The sequence below is a fragment of the Halalkalicoccus paucihalophilus genome, from assembly GCF_001593955.1.
GTDB lineage: Archaea > Halobacteriota > Halobacteria > Halobacteriales > Halalkalicoccaceae > Halalkalicoccus > Halalkalicoccus paucihalophilus.
In genome coordinates this window covers 60,119-75,088 of the sequence record NZ_LTAZ01000004.1, presented here as the reverse complement: position 1 = coordinate 75,088, position 14,970 = coordinate 60,119, and the positions used below count along the sequence as shown (strand labels likewise).

General features: G+C 66.0%; 21 protein-coding genes and 1 tRNA gene. 16 read left to right on the top strand and 6 right to left on the bottom strand.

Translation table 11 applies throughout. From position 1 onward, the window contains the following. Positions 1-110 precede the first annotated feature (110 nt). The 11 genes from HAPAU_RS05455 to HAPAU_RS05405 all read left to right on the top strand — a co-directional run bounded on the left by HAPAU_RS05455 (position 111) and on the right by HAPAU_RS05405 (position 6,799). Positions 111-806, top strand: a complete 696-nt coding sequence (locus HAPAU_RS05455; RefSeq protein WP_066380477.1) for an SCO family protein — start codon at positions 111-113, stop codon at positions 804-806. Further along, entirely contained in the window at positions 806-1,318 is a 513-nt protein-coding gene (locus HAPAU_RS05450) for a TlpA family protein disulfide reductase (protein WP_066380476.1), read from the top strand. The genes HAPAU_RS05455 and HAPAU_RS05450 overlap by 1 nt, the downstream gene beginning before the upstream one ends. Further along, complete coding sequence (locus HAPAU_RS05445) at positions 1,319-1,996, top strand: cytochrome c biogenesis CcdA family protein (protein WP_066380473.1); 678 nt, start codon at positions 1,319-1,321, stop codon at positions 1,994-1,996. 53 nt (positions 1,997-2,049) lie between these two features. After that, positions 2,050-2,634: a carboxypeptidase-like regulatory domain-containing protein gene (locus HAPAU_RS05440; protein ID WP_066380472.1), complete on the top strand. Its 585-nt coding sequence runs from the start codon at positions 2,050-2,052 to the stop codon at positions 2,632-2,634. A gap of 111 nt (positions 2,635-2,745) precedes the next feature. Further along, entirely contained in the window at positions 2,746-3,993 is a 1,248-nt protein-coding gene (locus tag HAPAU_RS05435) for a translation initiation factor IF-2 subunit gamma (RefSeq protein WP_084383670.1), read from the top strand. Further along, entirely contained in the window at positions 3,994-4,383 is a 390-nt protein-coding gene (locus HAPAU_RS05430; protein ID WP_084383669.1) for a DUF188 domain-containing protein, read from the top strand. It begins immediately after the preceding gene. Beyond that, on the top strand, positions 4,376-4,960 hold the full coding sequence (locus tag HAPAU_RS05425) for a DNA-directed RNA polymerase (protein ID WP_066380471.1): 585 nt from the start codon (positions 4,376-4,378) through the stop codon (positions 4,958-4,960). The genes HAPAU_RS05430 and HAPAU_RS05425 overlap by 8 nt, the downstream gene beginning before the upstream one ends. After that, positions 4,961-5,158 carry a transcription elongation factor subunit Spt4 gene (spt4, locus tag HAPAU_RS05420; RefSeq protein ID WP_066380469.1) on the top strand — a complete coding sequence of 66 codons (198 nt, stop codon included), beginning with the start codon at positions 4,961-4,963 and terminating at the stop codon, positions 5,156-5,158. Further along, complete coding sequence (locus HAPAU_RS05415; protein WP_066380468.1) at positions 5,158-5,712, top strand: GTP-dependent dephospho-CoA kinase family protein; 555 nt, start codon at positions 5,158-5,160, stop codon at positions 5,710-5,712. Before spt4 ends, HAPAU_RS05415 begins: the two co-directional genes overlap by 1 nt. Before the next feature lie 48 nt (positions 5,713-5,760). Next, positions 5,761-6,492 carry an AzlC family ABC transporter permease gene (locus tag HAPAU_RS05410; protein WP_066380466.1) on the top strand — a complete coding sequence of 244 codons (732 nt, stop codon included), beginning with the start codon at positions 5,761-5,763 and terminating at the stop codon, positions 6,490-6,492. Then, positions 6,485-6,799 (top strand): AzlD family protein, encoded by a 315-nt coding sequence (locus HAPAU_RS05405; protein WP_066380464.1) that lies wholly within the window; start codon positions 6,485-6,487, stop codon positions 6,797-6,799. Before HAPAU_RS05410 ends, HAPAU_RS05405 begins: the two co-directional genes overlap by 8 nt. A 5-nt stretch (positions 6,800-6,804) precedes the next feature. On the opposite strand, the gene HAPAU_RS05400 is transcribed toward HAPAU_RS05405, so the two are convergent. Continuing rightward, positions 6,805-7,011 carry a hypothetical protein gene (locus tag HAPAU_RS05400; protein ID WP_066380462.1) on the bottom strand — a complete coding sequence of 69 codons (207 nt, stop codon included), beginning with the start codon at positions 7,009-7,011 and terminating at the stop codon, positions 6,805-6,807. Between the two features lie 69 nt (positions 7,012-7,080). Then, complete coding sequence (locus tag HAPAU_RS05395; RefSeq protein ID WP_066380460.1) at positions 7,081-8,223, bottom strand: CBS domain-containing protein; 1,143 nt, start codon at positions 8,221-8,223, stop codon at positions 7,081-7,083. 90 nt (positions 8,224-8,313) lie between these two features. Here HAPAU_RS05395 and HAPAU_RS05390 point away from each other — a divergent pair, with 90 nt between their 5' ends. Beyond that, on the top strand, positions 8,314-8,637 hold the full coding sequence (locus HAPAU_RS05390) for a lycopene cyclase domain-containing protein (protein ID WP_066381905.1): 324 nt from the start codon (positions 8,314-8,316) through the stop codon (positions 8,635-8,637). Positions 8,638-8,648: 11 nt separating this feature from the next. Here HAPAU_RS05390 and HAPAU_RS05385 read toward each other — a convergent pair whose 3' ends face one another. The 3 genes from HAPAU_RS05385 to HAPAU_RS05375 all read right to left on the bottom strand — a co-directional run bounded on the left by HAPAU_RS05385 (position 8,649) and on the right by HAPAU_RS05375 (position 10,584). After that, positions 8,649-8,945: a hypothetical protein gene (locus HAPAU_RS05385; protein WP_066380459.1), complete on the bottom strand. Its 297-nt coding sequence runs from the start codon at positions 8,943-8,945 to the stop codon at positions 8,649-8,651. Between the two features lie 45 nt (positions 8,946-8,990). Continuing rightward, positions 8,991-10,316: a hypothetical protein gene (locus HAPAU_RS05380; protein WP_066380458.1), complete on the bottom strand. Its 1,326-nt coding sequence runs from the start codon at positions 10,314-10,316 to the stop codon at positions 8,991-8,993. Positions 10,317-10,509: 193 nt separating this feature from the next. Further along, a tRNA-Val gene (locus HAPAU_RS05375) sits at positions 10,510-10,584 on the bottom strand. Between the two features lie 135 nt (positions 10,585-10,719). Between HAPAU_RS05375 and trpD the strand changes: the two genes are divergently transcribed. The 4 genes from trpD to trpG are packed head-to-tail and all read left to right on the top strand — an operon-like array spanning position 10,720 to position 14,520. After that, positions 10,720-11,724, top strand: a complete 1,005-nt coding sequence (trpD, locus tag HAPAU_RS05370) for an anthranilate phosphoribosyltransferase (protein WP_066380457.1) — start codon at positions 10,720-10,722, stop codon at positions 11,722-11,724. Beyond that, entirely contained in the window at positions 11,721-12,374 is a 654-nt protein-coding gene (locus HAPAU_RS05365) for a phosphoribosylanthranilate isomerase (protein WP_066380456.1), read from the top strand. The genes trpD and HAPAU_RS05365 overlap by 4 nt, the downstream gene beginning before the upstream one ends. Next, positions 12,371-13,921: an anthranilate synthase component I gene (trpE, locus tag HAPAU_RS05360; protein WP_066380455.1), complete on the top strand. Its 1,551-nt coding sequence runs from the start codon at positions 12,371-12,373 to the stop codon at positions 13,919-13,921. The genes HAPAU_RS05365 and trpE overlap by 4 nt, the downstream gene beginning before the upstream one ends. After that, positions 13,918-14,520, top strand: coding sequence for an anthranilate synthase component II (gene trpG, locus HAPAU_RS05355; protein WP_066380453.1), 603 nt, complete (start codon positions 13,918-13,920; stop codon positions 14,518-14,520). The genes trpE and trpG overlap by 4 nt, the downstream gene beginning before the upstream one ends. Here trpG and HAPAU_RS05350 read toward each other — a convergent pair. Then, the gene (locus tag HAPAU_RS05350; RefSeq protein ID WP_066380451.1) at positions 14,500-14,703 is read right to left on the bottom strand and encodes a hypothetical protein; all 204 of its coding nucleotides are present in this window, start codon (positions 14,701-14,703) and stop codon (positions 14,500-14,502) included. The genes trpG and HAPAU_RS05350 overlap by 21 nt on opposite strands. Positions 14,704-14,970 lie beyond the last annotated feature (267 nt).

Below are 14,970 nucleotides of genomic sequence, written 5' to 3'. Positions count from 1 at the left end.
GGCCGTTTTCGGTCGCGGAGGGGTGCGGGACGGCTCCAGCAGCAGCGACGGTCACGCGGGTTCGACGGGCGAACCAGAACCCCCAATGGCGTGGGGACCCAGGCGTCGACATGGACCGGCGTACGTACCTGGGCGCTGTGGCGGCGACCGCAGGGGCCTTCAGTGCTGGCTGTCTGGGGCGGGGCACGCAGAACACGGCCCTCGGCAAACCCGAGGACCAAGGGGCGGACAGCGAGGACCTCCCCTATCCCGCCTTCGGGGAGGAGTTCCCCGAGTCGACGCTTCCGGACCCGCTTCGGAATCGAACGGTCACGACGAGCGACTTCGAGGGCGAGCGGGTCGTCCTGATGACCTTCATCTACACCCGATGTCCCGACGGGATCTGTCCCGCGCTGACGCAGGTGCTTCGCCACGCGCAGGCCGACGCCATCGAGAACGGTTACGAGGGCGAGGCCGCGTTCCTCGCGACCACCTTCGACGTCGAGCGCGACACCGCCGAGGTCCTCCGGGAGTACGGCGAGGCACAGGGCGTCGACTACGAGGCCGAGAACTGGCACTTCCTCCGACCCGAAAGCGAAGAGCGCGCCCGCGAGGTCGTCACGGACACCTACGGCGTCGAGTACGAGCGGATCGACCCCAGCGAACTGAAGGGCGACCACTCGGGCCACGACATGGGCGAGTACGCCTTCGATCACTACCCGATCACCTACCTCGTCAACCGCGAGGGCTACGTCGAGCGCGCCTACGCCGGGGTGCCCGAGACCTCGCGCGTCGTCGAGGACTTCTCGGCGGTCGCCGAGGGCTGATGCGCCGACGCGACCTACTGGCGGGCGCGGCGAGCGCCGGCGTCCTCGGGCTGGGCGCGTGGACCGTCTCCTCGAACTCCCTGGGAGGTGGCTACGACCCCATCACCCTCGAGACGATCGAGGCTCCCGGCAGCGAGGCCGGCGAGGTTCGGATGCCCGAACGAGGGACCGTAAACTTCCTCGACTTCTTCGGGACGTGGTGTGGGCCCTGCGAGACGCAGATGCCCGCGCTCGTCGAGACCCACGACCGGGTCGAGGGGGTCCAGTTTCTCTCGATCACGAACGAACCCGTCGGGACCACGCTCCCGCCCGAGGAGGTCGCCGAGTGGTGGGCCGCCCACGACGGAGCGTGGACGGTCGCCCACGACGCCGACCACGAACTGACCGAGCGCCACGACGTGACACGGCTGCCGACCGCCGTGGTACTGGACGTCGAGAACACGGTGACGTGGTCGCACACGGGGCTGGTGGAGGCCGACCGACTGCTCGAAGCGATCGAGGACGCCCAGTAGATGCCCGACCTTGAACTCCTCGGAACGATGGGCTTCGCGTTCGGGGCCGGGGTGGCGACGTTCTTCTCGCCGTGTGCATACCCCCTGTTGCCGGGCTACGTCGGCTACTACGTCTCGCGGGCCGAGACGGGGAACCGCCGGCCGGTCGGCGGCGCGCTCCTCAGAGGATTGGCCGCCGGCGCTGGCGTCCTCGCGGTGTTCGGTGCGTTCGCGGCGGTGGCGGTCGGGGTCGGCCAAGCGGGCTTCGAGCGGCTCGTGTTGCTCGAGCCCGTCATCGGGGCAGCACTCGTGGTCTTCGGGCTGCTCGTCGTTCTCGATCGGGGTCCCTCGTTGCGGGTCGCCCTTCCGGAGCGTCGGACAGGGATCCTCGGGTTCTCGATCTTCGGCGCGGTCTACGCGCTGGCCGCGGCAGGCTGTGTCGTGCCGGTCGTGCTTGGGGTGTTTCTGGGCGCGATCGCCCGGCCGCCCCTTGAGACCGCGCTCGTAATGGGCGCGTACGCGGGCGGCGTGGGCCTGTTGATGGTGGCAGCGACCGTCGCGACCGGGGTCGGCGTCGCGCTCGGCACCGAACGGCTGGTGGGCTACGGCGATCGATTGAAACGGCTGGCCGGCGCGGTCATGGTCGTGGCCGGGCTCGGCCAACTGTACCTCTCAGTGTTCGTCCTCGACCTGTTCTGAACGGGAGCGAACGGGAGCGTTTTTGTCGACCCGCCCGTATCGAGAGCCGAGCAATGGACCCCGAACGGAGCAGCCGACGGCGGTTTCTCGGTCTGACGGGTGCGCTGGGTATCGCGGCGCTCGCCGGCTGTACGGACGACGAGAGCGACGGGAACGGCGGCGGCGAGGAGAACGGGAGCGAGGAGGGAGCCGAGCGCGAGGGGACGGGGGAGAACACGGAAGTCGACGAGAGCGGATCGGAGAGCGGCGCGGAGCACGGGAACCCCGAAAGCGAGAACGACCTGCCGAACGTCGAGGGGACGAACCTCTTCGTGCGGGTGGTCGACGGGGAGGGCGCCGCGATCGAGGGCGCGACCGTGACGGTCACCGGCGGGGCGTTCGACGCCGAGGCGTTCGAGACGGACGCCGACGGTCGGGTCATCGAGCGGGGCGTCGAACCGGGCGAGTACACTGTGACGGCGGCACTCGACGGCGAAGAGGCCGAGGAGTCGTTCACCCTCTCGGAGGGTGACGACGAGAGCATCGCGCTGACGCTCGCGCTCGCCGGAGCCGAGGGCGAGGGCGAGGAGGCGGACGACGGGGGCGAAAACGAGAGCGACGGGACGGCGACGAACGAGAGCGACGGGGCGTCGGACTGATCCCGAGACGAGTCGTGTGGGTGGACGAGTAGCGGGGGACGTTCACACCAACCAAAGGTAGGAGAACAGTAGGTTTATCAGTCGTTCGGGGCGAAGATTCACCAAATTACTATGGAGGCTACATTGGCGGAGAAACAACGGCAACCGGAGGTGAACATCGGACTGGTCGGCCACGTCGACCACGGGAAGACGACACTGGTACAGGCCCTCTCGGGGTCGTGGACCGACCAGCACTCCGAGGAGATGAAACGCGGGATCTCCATCCGGCTGGGCTACGCCGACGCGACCTTCCGGCGGTGTCCGGGCGTCGAGGAACCCGACTGTTACACCGTCAAGGAGACCTGCCCCGACGGCGAGGAGAGCGAGGTCGTCCGCACTGTCTCCTTCGTCGACGCGCCGGGCCACGAGACCCTGATGGCGACGATGCTCTCGGGAGCCTCGATCATGGACGGGGCGGTCCTCGTGGTGAGCGCCACCGAGGAGGTGCCCCAGCCCCAGACCGAAGAGCACCTGATGGCGCTCGACATCATCGGGATCGAGAACGTCGTCATCGCCCAGAACAAGGTCGACCTGGTCGATCGCGACCGGATCGAGCGAAACTACGAGCAGATCAAGGAGTTCGTATCCGGTACTGTGGCCGAGGACGCCCCGATCGTCCCGATCAGCGCCCAACAGGAGGTCAACATCGACTACCTCATCGGCGCGATCGAGGAGGAGATCCCCACCCCCGACCGAGACCCCGACGCCGAGGCACGCCTCCACGTCGCCCGGAGCTTCGACATCAATCGCCCCGGAACCACCTGGGAGGACCTCACCGGCGGCGTGATCGGCGGCAGTCTCGTCTCCGGGCATCTCGAGGTCGGCGACGAACTCGAAGTCCGGCCGGGTCGCGAGGTCGAGGAAGGAGGACAGTCCTCCTGGAAGCCGATTCGAACGGACATCCGCTCGATTCAGGCCGGCGGCGAACAGGTCGACCGGGCGGTGCCCGGCGGTCTGCTGGGCGTGGGCACCGGACTAGATCCCAGCCTGACGAAGGGCGACGCGCTCGCGGGCCAGATCGCCGGGATCCCCGGGACGCTCCCGCCGACGTGGGAGTCCTTTACGATGGACGTCGACCTCTTAGAGCGGGTCGTCGGCGCTGACGAAGGCGATTCGATCGACGAGATTTCGACCGGTGAGCCGCTGATGATGACGATCGGCACCGCGACCACCGTGGGCGCGGTCACGAGCGCCCGCGAGGGTGAATGTGAGGTGAAACTCAAGCGGCCGGTCTGTGCGCCCGTCGGCGCGAAGATCGCCATGAACCGCCGGGTCGGCACGCGCTGGCGGCTCATCGGTATCGGAACGCTCGTCGAGTAGATGGCCGTCGTCTGCATGGACACCAACGCGTTGATGATTCCGGTCGAGTGTGACGTGCGGGTGTTCGAGGCGCTCGATTCGCTCGTTCCCGGGGGGGAACTCGTCGTGCCCGATTCGGTCCTCCGGGAGCTGCGGAACCTCGCCGGCGGTGCAAGCGAGGAGGCGGTCGCCGCCTCGGTCGGGTTGGATCTCGCACAGCGCTGTCGATCGATCGAAGTCGAGGAATCACACGCTGACGACGCCATCGTCTCGCTTGCACGGGCGGGCGAGGTCGAGTACGTCGTCACGAACGACGGCCCGCTGCGCGAGCGCCTGCTCGATGCCGGCGTTCCAGTAATTGGTTTAAGGGGCCGGAACGAACTCGCAGTCACTCAGCCACAACATGTATAAACGGGTTACACTCACGGACACGGTCGAAGTCCCCGCACGGGAACTCGGCAGCGTCACGACCGATCAGATACGGCGATTACTTCAGGACAAACTCGAGGGACGGATGGACTCCGACGTCGGAAGCGTCGTGACCATCACCGAGGTCCACGACATCGGCGAGGGCGTCGTTCTCCCCGAGCGGGAACGCCACGAGGGATCGGTCTTCTACGAGGCGGAGTTCGACGCCGTCACCTTCGACCCCTCGATGCAGGAGGTCATCGACGGGACGGTCGTGGAGGTCGTGGAGTTCGGCGCGTTCATCGGGATCGGTCCCGTCGACGGCCTGCTGCACGTCTCACAGATCTCCGACGAGTACCTTTCGTACGACGCGGAGAACCAACAGCTCGCCTCGACCGAGTCCAACCGCACCCTCGGGGTCGACGACGCGATTCGGGCCCGGATCGTTACCAAGAGCATCGACGAGCGCAACCCGCGGGACTCGAAGATCGGCCTGACCGCGAAACAGCCCGGCCTCGGCAAACACGGCTGGCTCACCGAGGAACACGAGACGCGCCAGCAGGCGGCAGGTGACGACTAAATGGCGCGCAACCGGAAGGTCTGTCGGGACTGTCATCGCGTCGCCGATCCCGACACCAACGCCTGTCCATCGTGTGGGTCGACCTCCTTTACCGAGGACTGGGCGGGCTACGTCGTGATCGCCCACCCCGAGGAGAGCGAGATCGCCCAAGAGATGCAGGTCACCGAACCGGGCGAGTACGCGCTGAAAGTCCGCTGATGGCAGACGCCGAGGTCCTCGTCCGACTGCCCGAGTCGCTCCGGGGCGCGTTCAAGGACCCGATGGGGCCGGTCGAAACCGACGCCGAGGTCCTTCTGGGGGACGTCTCGGGATCCCTGATCGCGGTGGGTGACGTCGTCGCCTACCACTTCGAGCGGATCGGCCGTACGCCCGACGTCGCCGTGGTCGACGGGCTGACCGAACGCGACGCGGTCGACCCCGAGGTCGCGGACACCCTCGAGGCGAGCGGTGCGCGCCGTCTCGAAGCGACGAACCCGGCCGCGGCGCTCTCGGCATCGATGGTTCGGGCGCTTCGGGAGGCCGTCGAGAGCGAGGAGCCGGTCGCCATCGACGTGGAAGGGGAAGAAGACCTCGTGACTCTACCCGCGCTCGCCCTCGCACCTGAGGGCGCGAGCGTCGTCTACGGCCAGCCCGGCGAGGGGATGGTCCACGTCCGGGTCGACGAGGCGACCAGAGAGCGGGCACGCGATCTCTTGGAGCGCATGGACGGCGATCACGAACGGCTGTGGGAACTGCTCGACGCGAACGTGTGAGCACTCCCGGACACATCGGGCTGGAGAACCAGTCGAGGACACCGGAGCATGTCTAATCCACGGAGTGACGAGGGGAGCGGCGACGCCGATTCGAGGACGGTCACGTTCGGTCGTCACGGGGTTCGGGCGGGCTTTCTCACGGCGCTTCCGATCGCGCTGGGGGTCGGGGGCTACGGGATCGCCTTCGGGGTGCTTGCCGCCGGTGCGGGGCTGAGCGCCGCGGAGGCGGGGCTGATGAGCGCCACCGTCGTCGCCGGGACTTCCCAGATCGTCGCCGTCGAGCTCTGGGCCGACCCGATCCCCGTCGTGACGGTCCTGCTCGCGGTGTTCGCGATTAATCTCAGATACTCGCTGATGGGGGCGGCCCTCCAGCCGTGGTTCAGTCGGCTCTCGGCGAAACAGGCCTACGGGAGCCTCTTCCTGATGGCCGACGAGAACTGGGCGCTGACGATGCGCGATCTGGGCTCTGGCAGCGGCCGGGGCGCGTTCCTGCTGGGCAGCGGGATCGCCGTCTGGACGTTCTGGGTCGGCTCGACGGTGCTCGGCGTTCTCGCGGGCGGGGCGATCGGCGACCCCGCCAGGTATGGAATCGACTTCGTCCTCGCGGCCGTCTTCGTCGCGCTCGCCGCCGAACTCTGGGAAGGGAGGTCGTCCCTCGTTCCGTGGACCGTCGCGCTCGCGGGCGCGCTGCTTGCGGCCGAACTCCTCCCCGGCCAGTGGTACATCCTCGTCGGGGGGGCACTCGCCGGCGGCGTCGAGGTGATCCGCTACGATGGCTGAGGTCCTTTCGCTCGATCCCCGGGTGGTGGCCGTGATCCTCGCGATGGCCGTCGTGACCTTCCTCACGAAGGTCGGCGGGCTGTGGCTGTTGAGCCGATTCGAGGTGAGCGACCGGCTCGAAGCCGGGATCTCGGTCCTCCCGGGCGCGATCGTGATCGCGATTCTGGGCCCCGAATTCGCTTCCGGTGGCCCCGCCGAGTGGGCCGCCGGCGGCCTGACGCTGCTTGTGATGTGGCGCACCGGGAACATCCTGCTCGCGCTGGTCGCGGGCGTGGTCGGGGTCGTCGCGTTCAGGGCGGTCGGCTGAGGGGCCTACCGACGGGAATCCAGCGCCAACAGCGTGAGAAACGCCACGACGAGTACCGCCGAGAATACGATTACCAGTTCTATCCCTGCAACGGGGCCGATCAGGAGCGGTGTCATCCAGAGGGCGGCCAGTCCGAGGACGACCGACGCGACGAGGTAGAGGACTTTCGTCGCAAGCGACGACTCCGTCTCGACAACGCGTTCCGTACTCATGCGCCTAGTTATATTTGATTTACAATAACTATTCTGGCCGACCTATCGACAGGGAGGTCGAAACGAGGCCTATATCTCGTTGAGCTTTCTGAGCAACTGCCCCTCGTACTCCTCGTCGGACTGCATCCCTTTCATCTCGAGGACGTTTCGCTCTAGCTTGTCGAGTGCGACGTGGAACGCGGCGTTGGCGCCGTAGCCCTCGCCGGTGCCGGCGACCTGCCCACGGTTGGTGCGAAGGCGGATCTGACAGTGGATCAGCGGGGTGCCACGCAGTTTCTCCTTGTGTTCCTGGAACCGCACGTGGGCGTGCTGGACCTGCATCCGGCGGTACTTGTCGGTGACGCCCGCGATATCGGTGCGGATGTCCTCGCGCGCGAGGGTATCCAGCAGGTCGATGTTGGTGATCTGGACGTCCATGTGCTCGTCCTCGGTGAAGGTGAGAGCGCGCAACACGTCGGTTTTCGTGACGATACCCGTGACCTGCCGGTCGTTCGCGTCGGCGGTGACGATCAGGCCGTTGTAGTCGTGTTCGAGCATGCGCTCGACGGCGGTGCGGGCCGTCTCCTCGCGGTCGGCGGTCTCGACGGGGCTGTTCATCACGTCGTACACCGGGATATCGAGGATGCGTTCGAGGTCGCCGCCCCGGTCCCCGACGGTGGCCTTGTCCATGTCGCGGATGATCACGTCCCGCAGGTCGTGGGTGGTGACGACGCCATCGAGTTGGCCGTCGTCAGCGAGTACTGGGAGGCGGGAGATGCCGTGTTCGCGCAGGAGATTGATCGCCCGGCCGACGGTGGTGTCCGCGTTGATCGAGACCACGTCCTCGGTGTAGATCTGCTCGACGGTGATCGCATCGAGGTTCTCGAGGACGCTTTCGAGGATGGCGTCGGCGGTGACGATCCCCCAGAGGTCCTCGTCGTTGAAGACGGGCGCGACCATCGTCCCGCCCTCGACGAGCATGCGCGCGACCTCGCGAAGGTCCTCCTCGCGGTCGATCCCCGGCGCAGAACGCATGAATGCCGAGGCCTTGGTGTTGTCCTCGACGTGGGACTGGAGGATCTGGCGCTCGGTCACGATGCCGGCGTACTCGCCGTCGTCGGTGATCACGATCGCTTTGGGGTTGGTTTCCTCGAAGGCGGCCCGGATCTTTCCGAAGCGCTCGCCGACGTCGGCTTCGGTGTAGTCGGTCGTGGCTATATCGGCAATATCCATCGTATCGGTTGTGTTTGGCCGTCCACCGTAATCAACGTTAGTCATTCACACGGCGATACTGTTTAGCATATGCCATCCGTCGAGGACGGTATGCGATTCGATATTACGGTTCTCGGGCGCTATACCTATCTCGCGACCATCGTCTTCTGGGGAGCGATCGCCGGAGCGTTGCTCCGACGGGCAGGGGCGCTCAAACGGGCCGCGAAGACGATCCTCGTGCTCTACCCGGTCGCGTACGTTTGGGACTGGTACACGCTGGAAGTGGGCGTCTTCGATATCATCGAGCGCACCGGAATCGAGGTCGCCGGGATCCCGCTCGAAGAACACTGCTTCATCGTCGTGGTTCCCTCGCTCGTGCTCGGCTTTCACGAGACCCTACACGACCTCACGGCGGCCAAAGCCGACGGGGAGTAACGCGAGGGCGGTTATCCGAACCGCGCGCCACACTCGACGCAGCTCTCCATCCCTGCGGCGTTGATCCCCCCACAATCCGGGCAGCGAACCCTCCCCGGAGTCGTGGCGGTGACCTCCTCGACGAACCCCGCAAGCGAATGGGACCGTTCGATTCGGCGCAGTTCCTCTTCGGTCATGAGCCGGTAGATCAGGTCCTCGTCGCGCATCCGGTTCAACAGGCGGACGAGCCCGAGGAACATGAGCGTCGGCGTGACGATGACGAAGACCGCGACCGCGAGCCGAGCGAGCAGTCCGGGGTCGGGAAGCATGGCGTCCCCTAGGGATGCAGGGAGTAATCGGTGTCGCCGGTCGTCCTACTCCGGCGAATCGGCGGCGAACCCGCCCCCTGAATCGAACTCGATCCTTCCGGGCTCCTCGACGACCCGCAGGTCCTCGCGCTCGCGGGCGGCCTCACAGAGCGCCGCGGAGGCGTAACAGCGCTGCAGGCGCATCGTGTCCGTCACCCGGAGGGCGCGGACGTCCGAACCGGCGACGGGGCCGATCGTTCCGAGGGCGGCCGTCAACCCCACCCGGTCGGTTCCGACGACCGGCGGGAGGCGTACTCCTCGAACCGTGCTCGCGGTGATCGCGTTGATCAGCGTCTTCGAGGGTTCGAGTCCCTCGAAAACGTTCTCGTGAACGAAATCCGCCGCACCCATGCCCATCGCGTTGCCCTTCGTCTTCTTCGTAAATCCGCGGACGTAGATCCGCTTTACCTCGGGGGATTCGGGTTCGGGTTCGTTGATCGTGAAGTGCCGGCGGCCGGTGACGTTGGTGTCCATGCCCTGTCCGCTGACGTCCTTTCCTATTCGGTCGACCACGAGCACGTCCAAGTCGTCGAACGGGAGTTTCGGCATGTGCTTCCACGCGGTTTCGAGGAGTTCTGCCTCGCGTTTCAGGAAGCTCGATGGGGGAATACCCTCGATTCGATCGGTGTCGTCGTGTTCGTTTTCGAGGACTGCGACGCCGCCGGCGACCGGGAGTTCTTCGAGGAGAATCTCGGTAATCTTGGGGAGCATGTTGCGCAGGCTCCAGTCGACCGCCCAGTCGTGAGCGGTCTTCGCGCCGCGCTGCTTGCCCATCCCGATGACGAGCATCTTCGAAAGGCCGCTCTCGACTTCGCCGCTGAAGTCGGTGTGGGGTTTGATCCGATTGACGGGGACGATCGCCTCGGCCTCGACCGCGTTTGCGGCGGCGTAGACGGGTACGTCGCGCTCGGGCGTGCGCCCGACCTCGACGACCTCCATCGTCGCGCGGATCGGACATCCTATCGATTCCTCGGTGACGCCGAGCGTCGAGAGCTTGTCGACCTGTCCCTCCGCCGTCGCGCCACCGTGCGATCCCATCGCCGGGAAGACGAACGGCTCGTAGCCCGATTCCTCGACGCCCCGGACGACCCCGCGGACGATCTCGGGCAGGTTCGCGATTCCCCTACTACCGGCCCCGACCGCCACCTCGCCACCTTCAGGGACGTCCTCGAAGGAGAGATCCTGTACTGCATCTGCCGCCCGGTTCTCGATTTCGTCGGTGGGGATGGGATCGGTCTCCCAGGCCTGTTCGATGACGCCCATTCGCGGGAACTCGACCTCCCCGCAGGCTTCCTGTATGGTTTCCTCGGGTACCACGAGATCAGTTGGCATACTTGGTGGAAGGGACGGAGAGGGTAAAGAAACCCGCGGCACTACTATCTATTACGAGTGAAACATAACAGAAACGGGTTGGGGCGGATTTGAACCTCGGTCGTTCCACTCGCTCTGCTCGTTTCACTCCCTGCTTCAAATCCTACCAACGTGACGAATTTGCGCCTCGCGAAAGTGCTCGGCGCAAAATTAGTGGGTTGGGGCGGATTTGAACCGCCGGCCTCCTCCATGTCAAGGAGGTGTCATAGCCAGACTAGACCACCAACCCTCGCTGCCTCGTGCACTTCCGGGTAGCCCGCCGGAGTAATTGAAGCTTTCGACTCGGGGAAAGCGGCGACGATACGCTTAAGTTGATGTACTGATTTGTGCATTACAAGCCGAAATCGTACATCGGAGTTTACTCATGAAGGATACCATCGAGCGAGTAACGGAGGGCGAGGACCTAACACAGGACGAAGCACGGGAAGCGGCGACGGCGGTCTTCGAGGGGGCCACGGAGGCCCAGATCGGTGCGCTGCTGACCGCGCTGCGGGCGAAGGGCGAGACCGAAGCCGAGATCGCGGGCTTCGCGGAGGGGATGCGCGGGGCGGCCCGGACCATCGCGCCCGAGCGCAGTCCGCTCGTGGATACCTGTGGCACCGGCGGAGACGACTACGATACGATCAATGTTTCGACCACCAGCGCGATCGTCGCCAGCGGCGCGGGCATCCCGGTTGCGAAACACGGGAACTACTCGGTCTCCTCGAACTCGGGGAGTGCGGACGTGCTGGAGGAACTGGGCGTCGAGATCGACGCCGAACCCCCGGCGGTCGAGCGGATGATCGAGGACCAGGGGATCGGGTTCATGCTCGCACCGGTCTTCCACCCCGCGATGAAGGCCGTCATCGGCCCGCGAAAAGAGTTAGGAATGCGCACGATCTTCAACGTGCTCGGGCCGCTGACCAACCCCGCGGGCGCAAATGCACAGGTCGTCGGCGTGTACGATCCCGACCTCGTCCCGGTGCTCGCTCGCGCGCTTTCCCACCTCGATGTCGAACGCGCGCTCGTGGTCCACGGCGCAGGCATGGACGAGATCGGACTCCACGACGAGACCCGTGTCGCCGAAGTTCGAGGGAGTGAAATCGAGGAGTACACCCTCGAACCGGCGGACCTCGGACTCGAATCGCACCCTGTGAGCGCGGTGGCGGGCGGTACGCCCGCGGAGAACGCCGCCGACCTAGAGGGGATCGTGACCGGCGAGGTCGGGGGCGCGAAACGCGAGATAATCCTCGCGAACGCGGGCGCTGCGATCTACGTCGCCGGCGAGGGCGACTCCCTTGCGGAGGGAGCGGAGATCGCGGCCAACGCCATCGACGAGGGTGAGGCCACCGAGAAACTCGAATCGATGCGCACGACAGTAATACAATGACCCGCGTGAAAGTCTGCGGGCACACCCGCGAGGCGGACGTCGCGGCTTCAGTCGAGCGGGGCGCGGACGCAATCGGCGTCATCAGCGGTGTGCCGGTCGACAGCCCTCGCGCCGTGGACGCCAAGCGGGCCGCCGACCTCCTCGAAGAGGTCCCCCCGCTCGTGACCGGCGTGCTCGTAACGATGCCCGAAACCCCCGGAGAAGCGATCGACCTTGTCGAACGAGTTCGACCGGACGTCCTCCAGATCCACGGCCCGTTTTCGCCGGCCGATCTCGAGGAAGTGAAAGAAGTGGTATCACGGCCGGTGATAAAATCGGTCGATGCGAGCGATCCCGAGGAGGCCCACGAGTTCGATGGGATCGCGGACGCCCTGTTGGTGGATTCGGCGGACGCGAGCGGGGCGGGCGGCACCGGGCGGACCCACGACTGGGAGCATACCCGCGAACTCGCAGACGACCTCGACTCGCCGGTGGTGCTGGCGGGTGGACTCACCCCCGAGAACGTCGCCGAGGCCGTCGAAGTCGCCGAGCCCTTCGGTGTCGACGTTGCCAGTGGGGTCGAAAGCGAGGGAGGGCTGAAGGACCACGAGAGAGTCGAGCGGTTCATCGGGCGAGCGAAGGGGACGAGATCGGAGGTCGCCGCGCGATGATCGACCGCGAGACGTTCCGCGACCGAGCGACCGTCGAGGAACCGTCGGTCGTCTATATCGGAGTCCACATCGATGCCGAGACGACGCCGCTCGGTGCGTACGCCGCGCTCAATACGGAGTACGGCTACCTACTCGAGAGCGCCGAAAAAGTCGCCTCCTCGGATCCCGACGGGGCCTTCCAGCCCGCGAGCGCGAGCGCCACCCGCCACGCCCGCTACTCCTTCGTGGGCTACGACCCCGAAGCGGTCGTCACCGTCCGGCCCGAGGCGACCGACCTCGACGTGCTCGGCGACGAGCGTCTCGGGGGACTGATGGAGCCGAACGGCGGCGACACCCTCGACAGCCTCCGGGAGACACTTCCCGCCATCCCGCGGCTCGGCTTTCCCGAGGACAATCACCTCCACGGCGGCCTCGTGGGGTTTCTCGCCTACGACGCGGTCTACGACCTCTGGCTCTCGGAAGTCGGGGTCGAACGACCCGAAAGCGAGACGCCCGACGCCCAGTTCGTCCTCAGTACGAAAACGCTCGTCTTCGATGACCTCGAGGGCACGCTCACGCTTTCTCTCACTCCCGTCGTCTTCCCCGAGGACGATCCCGACGACCTGTACGACGCGCTGGAAGCGGAGGTCGAGCGCGTTCGAGAAGCCCTCGAACGGGCCGCCGAACCGGAGACGGGCGGGTTCGTCCGTGAGGGCGAGTCGGCAGGTGCCCGCGAGGAGTACGAGCAAGTGGTTCGGGAGACGAAAGAACGCGTTCTGGACGGGGACATCTATCAGGGCGTGCTCTCGCGGAAACGCGAGCTCGTCGGCGAGGTCGATCCGCTTGGACTGTACGAAGCTCTCAGAGAAATCAACCCCTCGCCGTACATGTACCTGCTCGGCTACGGCGAGCGAACGGTCGTGGGAGCGAGCCCCGAGACGCTGATCTCCGTGCGGAACGGGCTGGTGACGAGCAACCCGATCGCGGGCACCTGCTCGCGGGGGTCGAGCCCCGTCGAGGATCGCCGGCTCGCCGGCGAGATGCTCGCCGACGACAAGGAGCGGGCCGAACACACGATGCTCGTGGATCTGGCCCGAAACGACGTCCGGCGGGTGAGCGAGCCCGGTTCGGTCCGGGTCGAAGAGTTCATGAACGTCCTGAAATACAGCCACGTCCAGCACATCGAGTCCACGGTGACGGGCCAGTTGGCCTCGGAACACGACGCTTTTGATGCCACACGAGCGGCGTTCCCCGCCGGCACGCTCTCGGGGGCGCCGAAGATCCGCGCGATGGAGATCATCGACGAGCTCGAAGCCGAGCCCCGAGGGATCTACGGCGGCGGCGTGGGCTACTACTCGTGGACCGGCGACGCCGACACCGCGATCGCGATCCGAACGGCGACCATCGAACATGGCGAGCGCGACGAGATCACCGTCCAGGCGGGTGCGGGGCTGGTCGCCGACAGCGATCCCGCAGCGGAGTACGAAGAAACCGAGAAGAAGATGGGCGGCGTCCTCGACGCGATTGAACGCATCGAGGTCGAGCCGGGGGCGGGGGTGGTTCAGTGAGCCTCGCCCGCGAAAAGCGCGTGCTGTTCGTCGATAACTTCGATTCGTTTACCTACAACCTCGTCGAGTACGTCTCCGAACAGGGTGCGGAGACTGAGGTCCTTCGCAACACCGCGTCGCTCTCGGAGGTTCGGGCGGTCGATCCGGACGCGGTCGTGATCTCGCCGGGGCCGGGCCACCCGAAGAACGAGCGGGATGTGGGCGTCACGCTCGACGTACTTCGTGAGCTGAGTCCCGAGATCCCGACCCTTGGGGTGTGTCTCGGCCTCGAAGCCGCCGTCTACGCCTACGGCGGGTGCGTGGGACGGGCACCGGAACCCGTTCACGGGAAGGCCTTCTCCGTTTCTCACGACGGTCGGGGCGTCTTTTCGGGATTGGATCAGGGCTTTCAGGCCGGTCGGTACCACTCGCTGATCGCGACCGAGATACCGGACTGTTTCCGCGTGACGGCGACGACCGACCACGCCGGTCAGCAGTTGGTCATGGGCGTGCGACACCGCGAGTACCCCATCGAATGCGTGCAGTTCCACCCCGAAAGCGTTCTCACGGGTGTCGGCCACGACGTGATCGAGAACTTCCTACACCAGCGCGAACACTGAGGGGAGGACGACGGTCACGGCGTAAAACACGACGATCCCCACGGTCGTCATCGCGACGAGCCGCCACGCGAGCTTCAACAGGAATCGACCGACGAGGACCACGACGACCAACACCGCCAGCACGAGCAACACCAAACTCGAGTCGGCGGCGAGGGCGGCCTCTAACGGGACTTGGGTGTCCATAACCCCCAGTAAGTATATGAATAAATAAATATTTTCCGTTGGACGTGTGACGGGCGTCGGACAGGGGAAGGGACGTTCACTTTCGCTCCGGTTTGGACAGGTTATAGTAGGCGCCGAGCGTACCCTCTGATAACCGGCGAGAATGAGGAATCGCGCCCACCAAATAACCAGCTACAGCTCCATTATTCTTTCATCAATTCCCTTTCTGGAAAGTAAAGCTTCATACGACTGGCCGCGTATTCGACTGCCGTCACAAATGGTACGTAG

Coding starts and splice junctions, on each gene's coding strand:
- HAPAU_RS05410 (WP_066380466.1), top strand. CDS start 5,761: ATGTCTAATCCACGGAGTGACGAGGGGAGCGGCGACGCCGATTCGAGG.
- HAPAU_RS05445 (WP_066380473.1), top strand. CDS start 1,319: ATGCCCGACCTTGAACTCCTCGGAACGATGGGCTTCGCGTTCGGGGCC.
- HAPAU_RS05425 (WP_066380471.1), top strand. CDS start 4,376: ATGTATAAACGGGTTACACTCACGGACACGGTCGAAGTCCCCGCACGG.
- HAPAU_RS05450 (WP_066380476.1), top strand. CDS start 806: ATGCGCCGACGCGACCTACTGGCGGGCGCGGCGAGCGCCGGCGTCCTC.
- HAPAU_RS05415 (WP_066380468.1), top strand. CDS start 5,158: ATGGCAGACGCCGAGGTCCTCGTCCGACTGCCCGAGTCGCTCCGGGGC.
- HAPAU_RS05395 (WP_066380460.1), bottom strand. CDS start 8,223: ATGGATATTGCCGATATAGCCACGACCGACTACACCGAAGCCGACGTC.
- HAPAU_RS05385 (WP_066380459.1), bottom strand. CDS start 8,945: ATGCTTCCCGACCCCGGACTGCTCGCTCGGCTCGCGGTCGCGGTCTTC.
- trpD (WP_066380457.1), top strand. CDS start 10,720: ATGAAGGATACCATCGAGCGAGTAACGGAGGGCGAGGACCTAACACAG.
- HAPAU_RS05455 (WP_066380477.1), top strand. CDS start 111: ATGGACCGGCGTACGTACCTGGGCGCTGTGGCGGCGACCGCAGGGGCC.
- HAPAU_RS05400 (WP_066380462.1), bottom strand. CDS start 7,011: ATGAGTACGGAACGCGTTGTCGAGACGGAGTCGTCGCTTGCGACGAAA.
- HAPAU_RS05430 (WP_084383669.1), top strand. CDS start 3,994: ATGGCCGTCGTCTGCATGGACACCAACGCGTTGATGATTCCGGTCGAG.
- HAPAU_RS05390 (WP_066381905.1), top strand. CDS start 8,314: ATGCGATTCGATATTACGGTTCTCGGGCGCTATACCTATCTCGCGACC.
- HAPAU_RS05405 (WP_066380464.1), top strand. CDS start 6,485: ATGGCTGAGGTCCTTTCGCTCGATCCCCGGGTGGTGGCCGTGATCCTC.
- HAPAU_RS05365 (WP_066380456.1), top strand. CDS start 11,721: ATGACCCGCGTGAAAGTCTGCGGGCACACCCGCGAGGCGGACGTCGCG.
- HAPAU_RS05380 (WP_066380458.1), bottom strand. CDS start 10,316: ATGCCAACTGATCTCGTGGTACCCGAGGAAACCATACAGGAAGCCTGC.
- spt4 (WP_066380469.1), top strand. CDS start 4,961: ATGGCGCGCAACCGGAAGGTCTGTCGGGACTGTCATCGCGTCGCCGAT.
- HAPAU_RS05440 (WP_066380472.1), top strand. CDS start 2,050: ATGGACCCCGAACGGAGCAGCCGACGGCGGTTTCTCGGTCTGACGGGT.
- HAPAU_RS05435 (WP_084383670.1), top strand. CDS start 2,746: ATGGAGGCTACATTGGCGGAGAAACAACGGCAACCGGAGGTGAACATC.
- trpE (WP_066380455.1), top strand. CDS start 12,371: ATGATCGACCGCGAGACGTTCCGCGACCGAGCGACCGTCGAGGAACCG.
- HAPAU_RS05350 (WP_066380451.1), bottom strand. CDS start 14,703: ATGGACACCCAAGTCCCGTTAGAGGCCGCCCTCGCCGCCGACTCGAGT.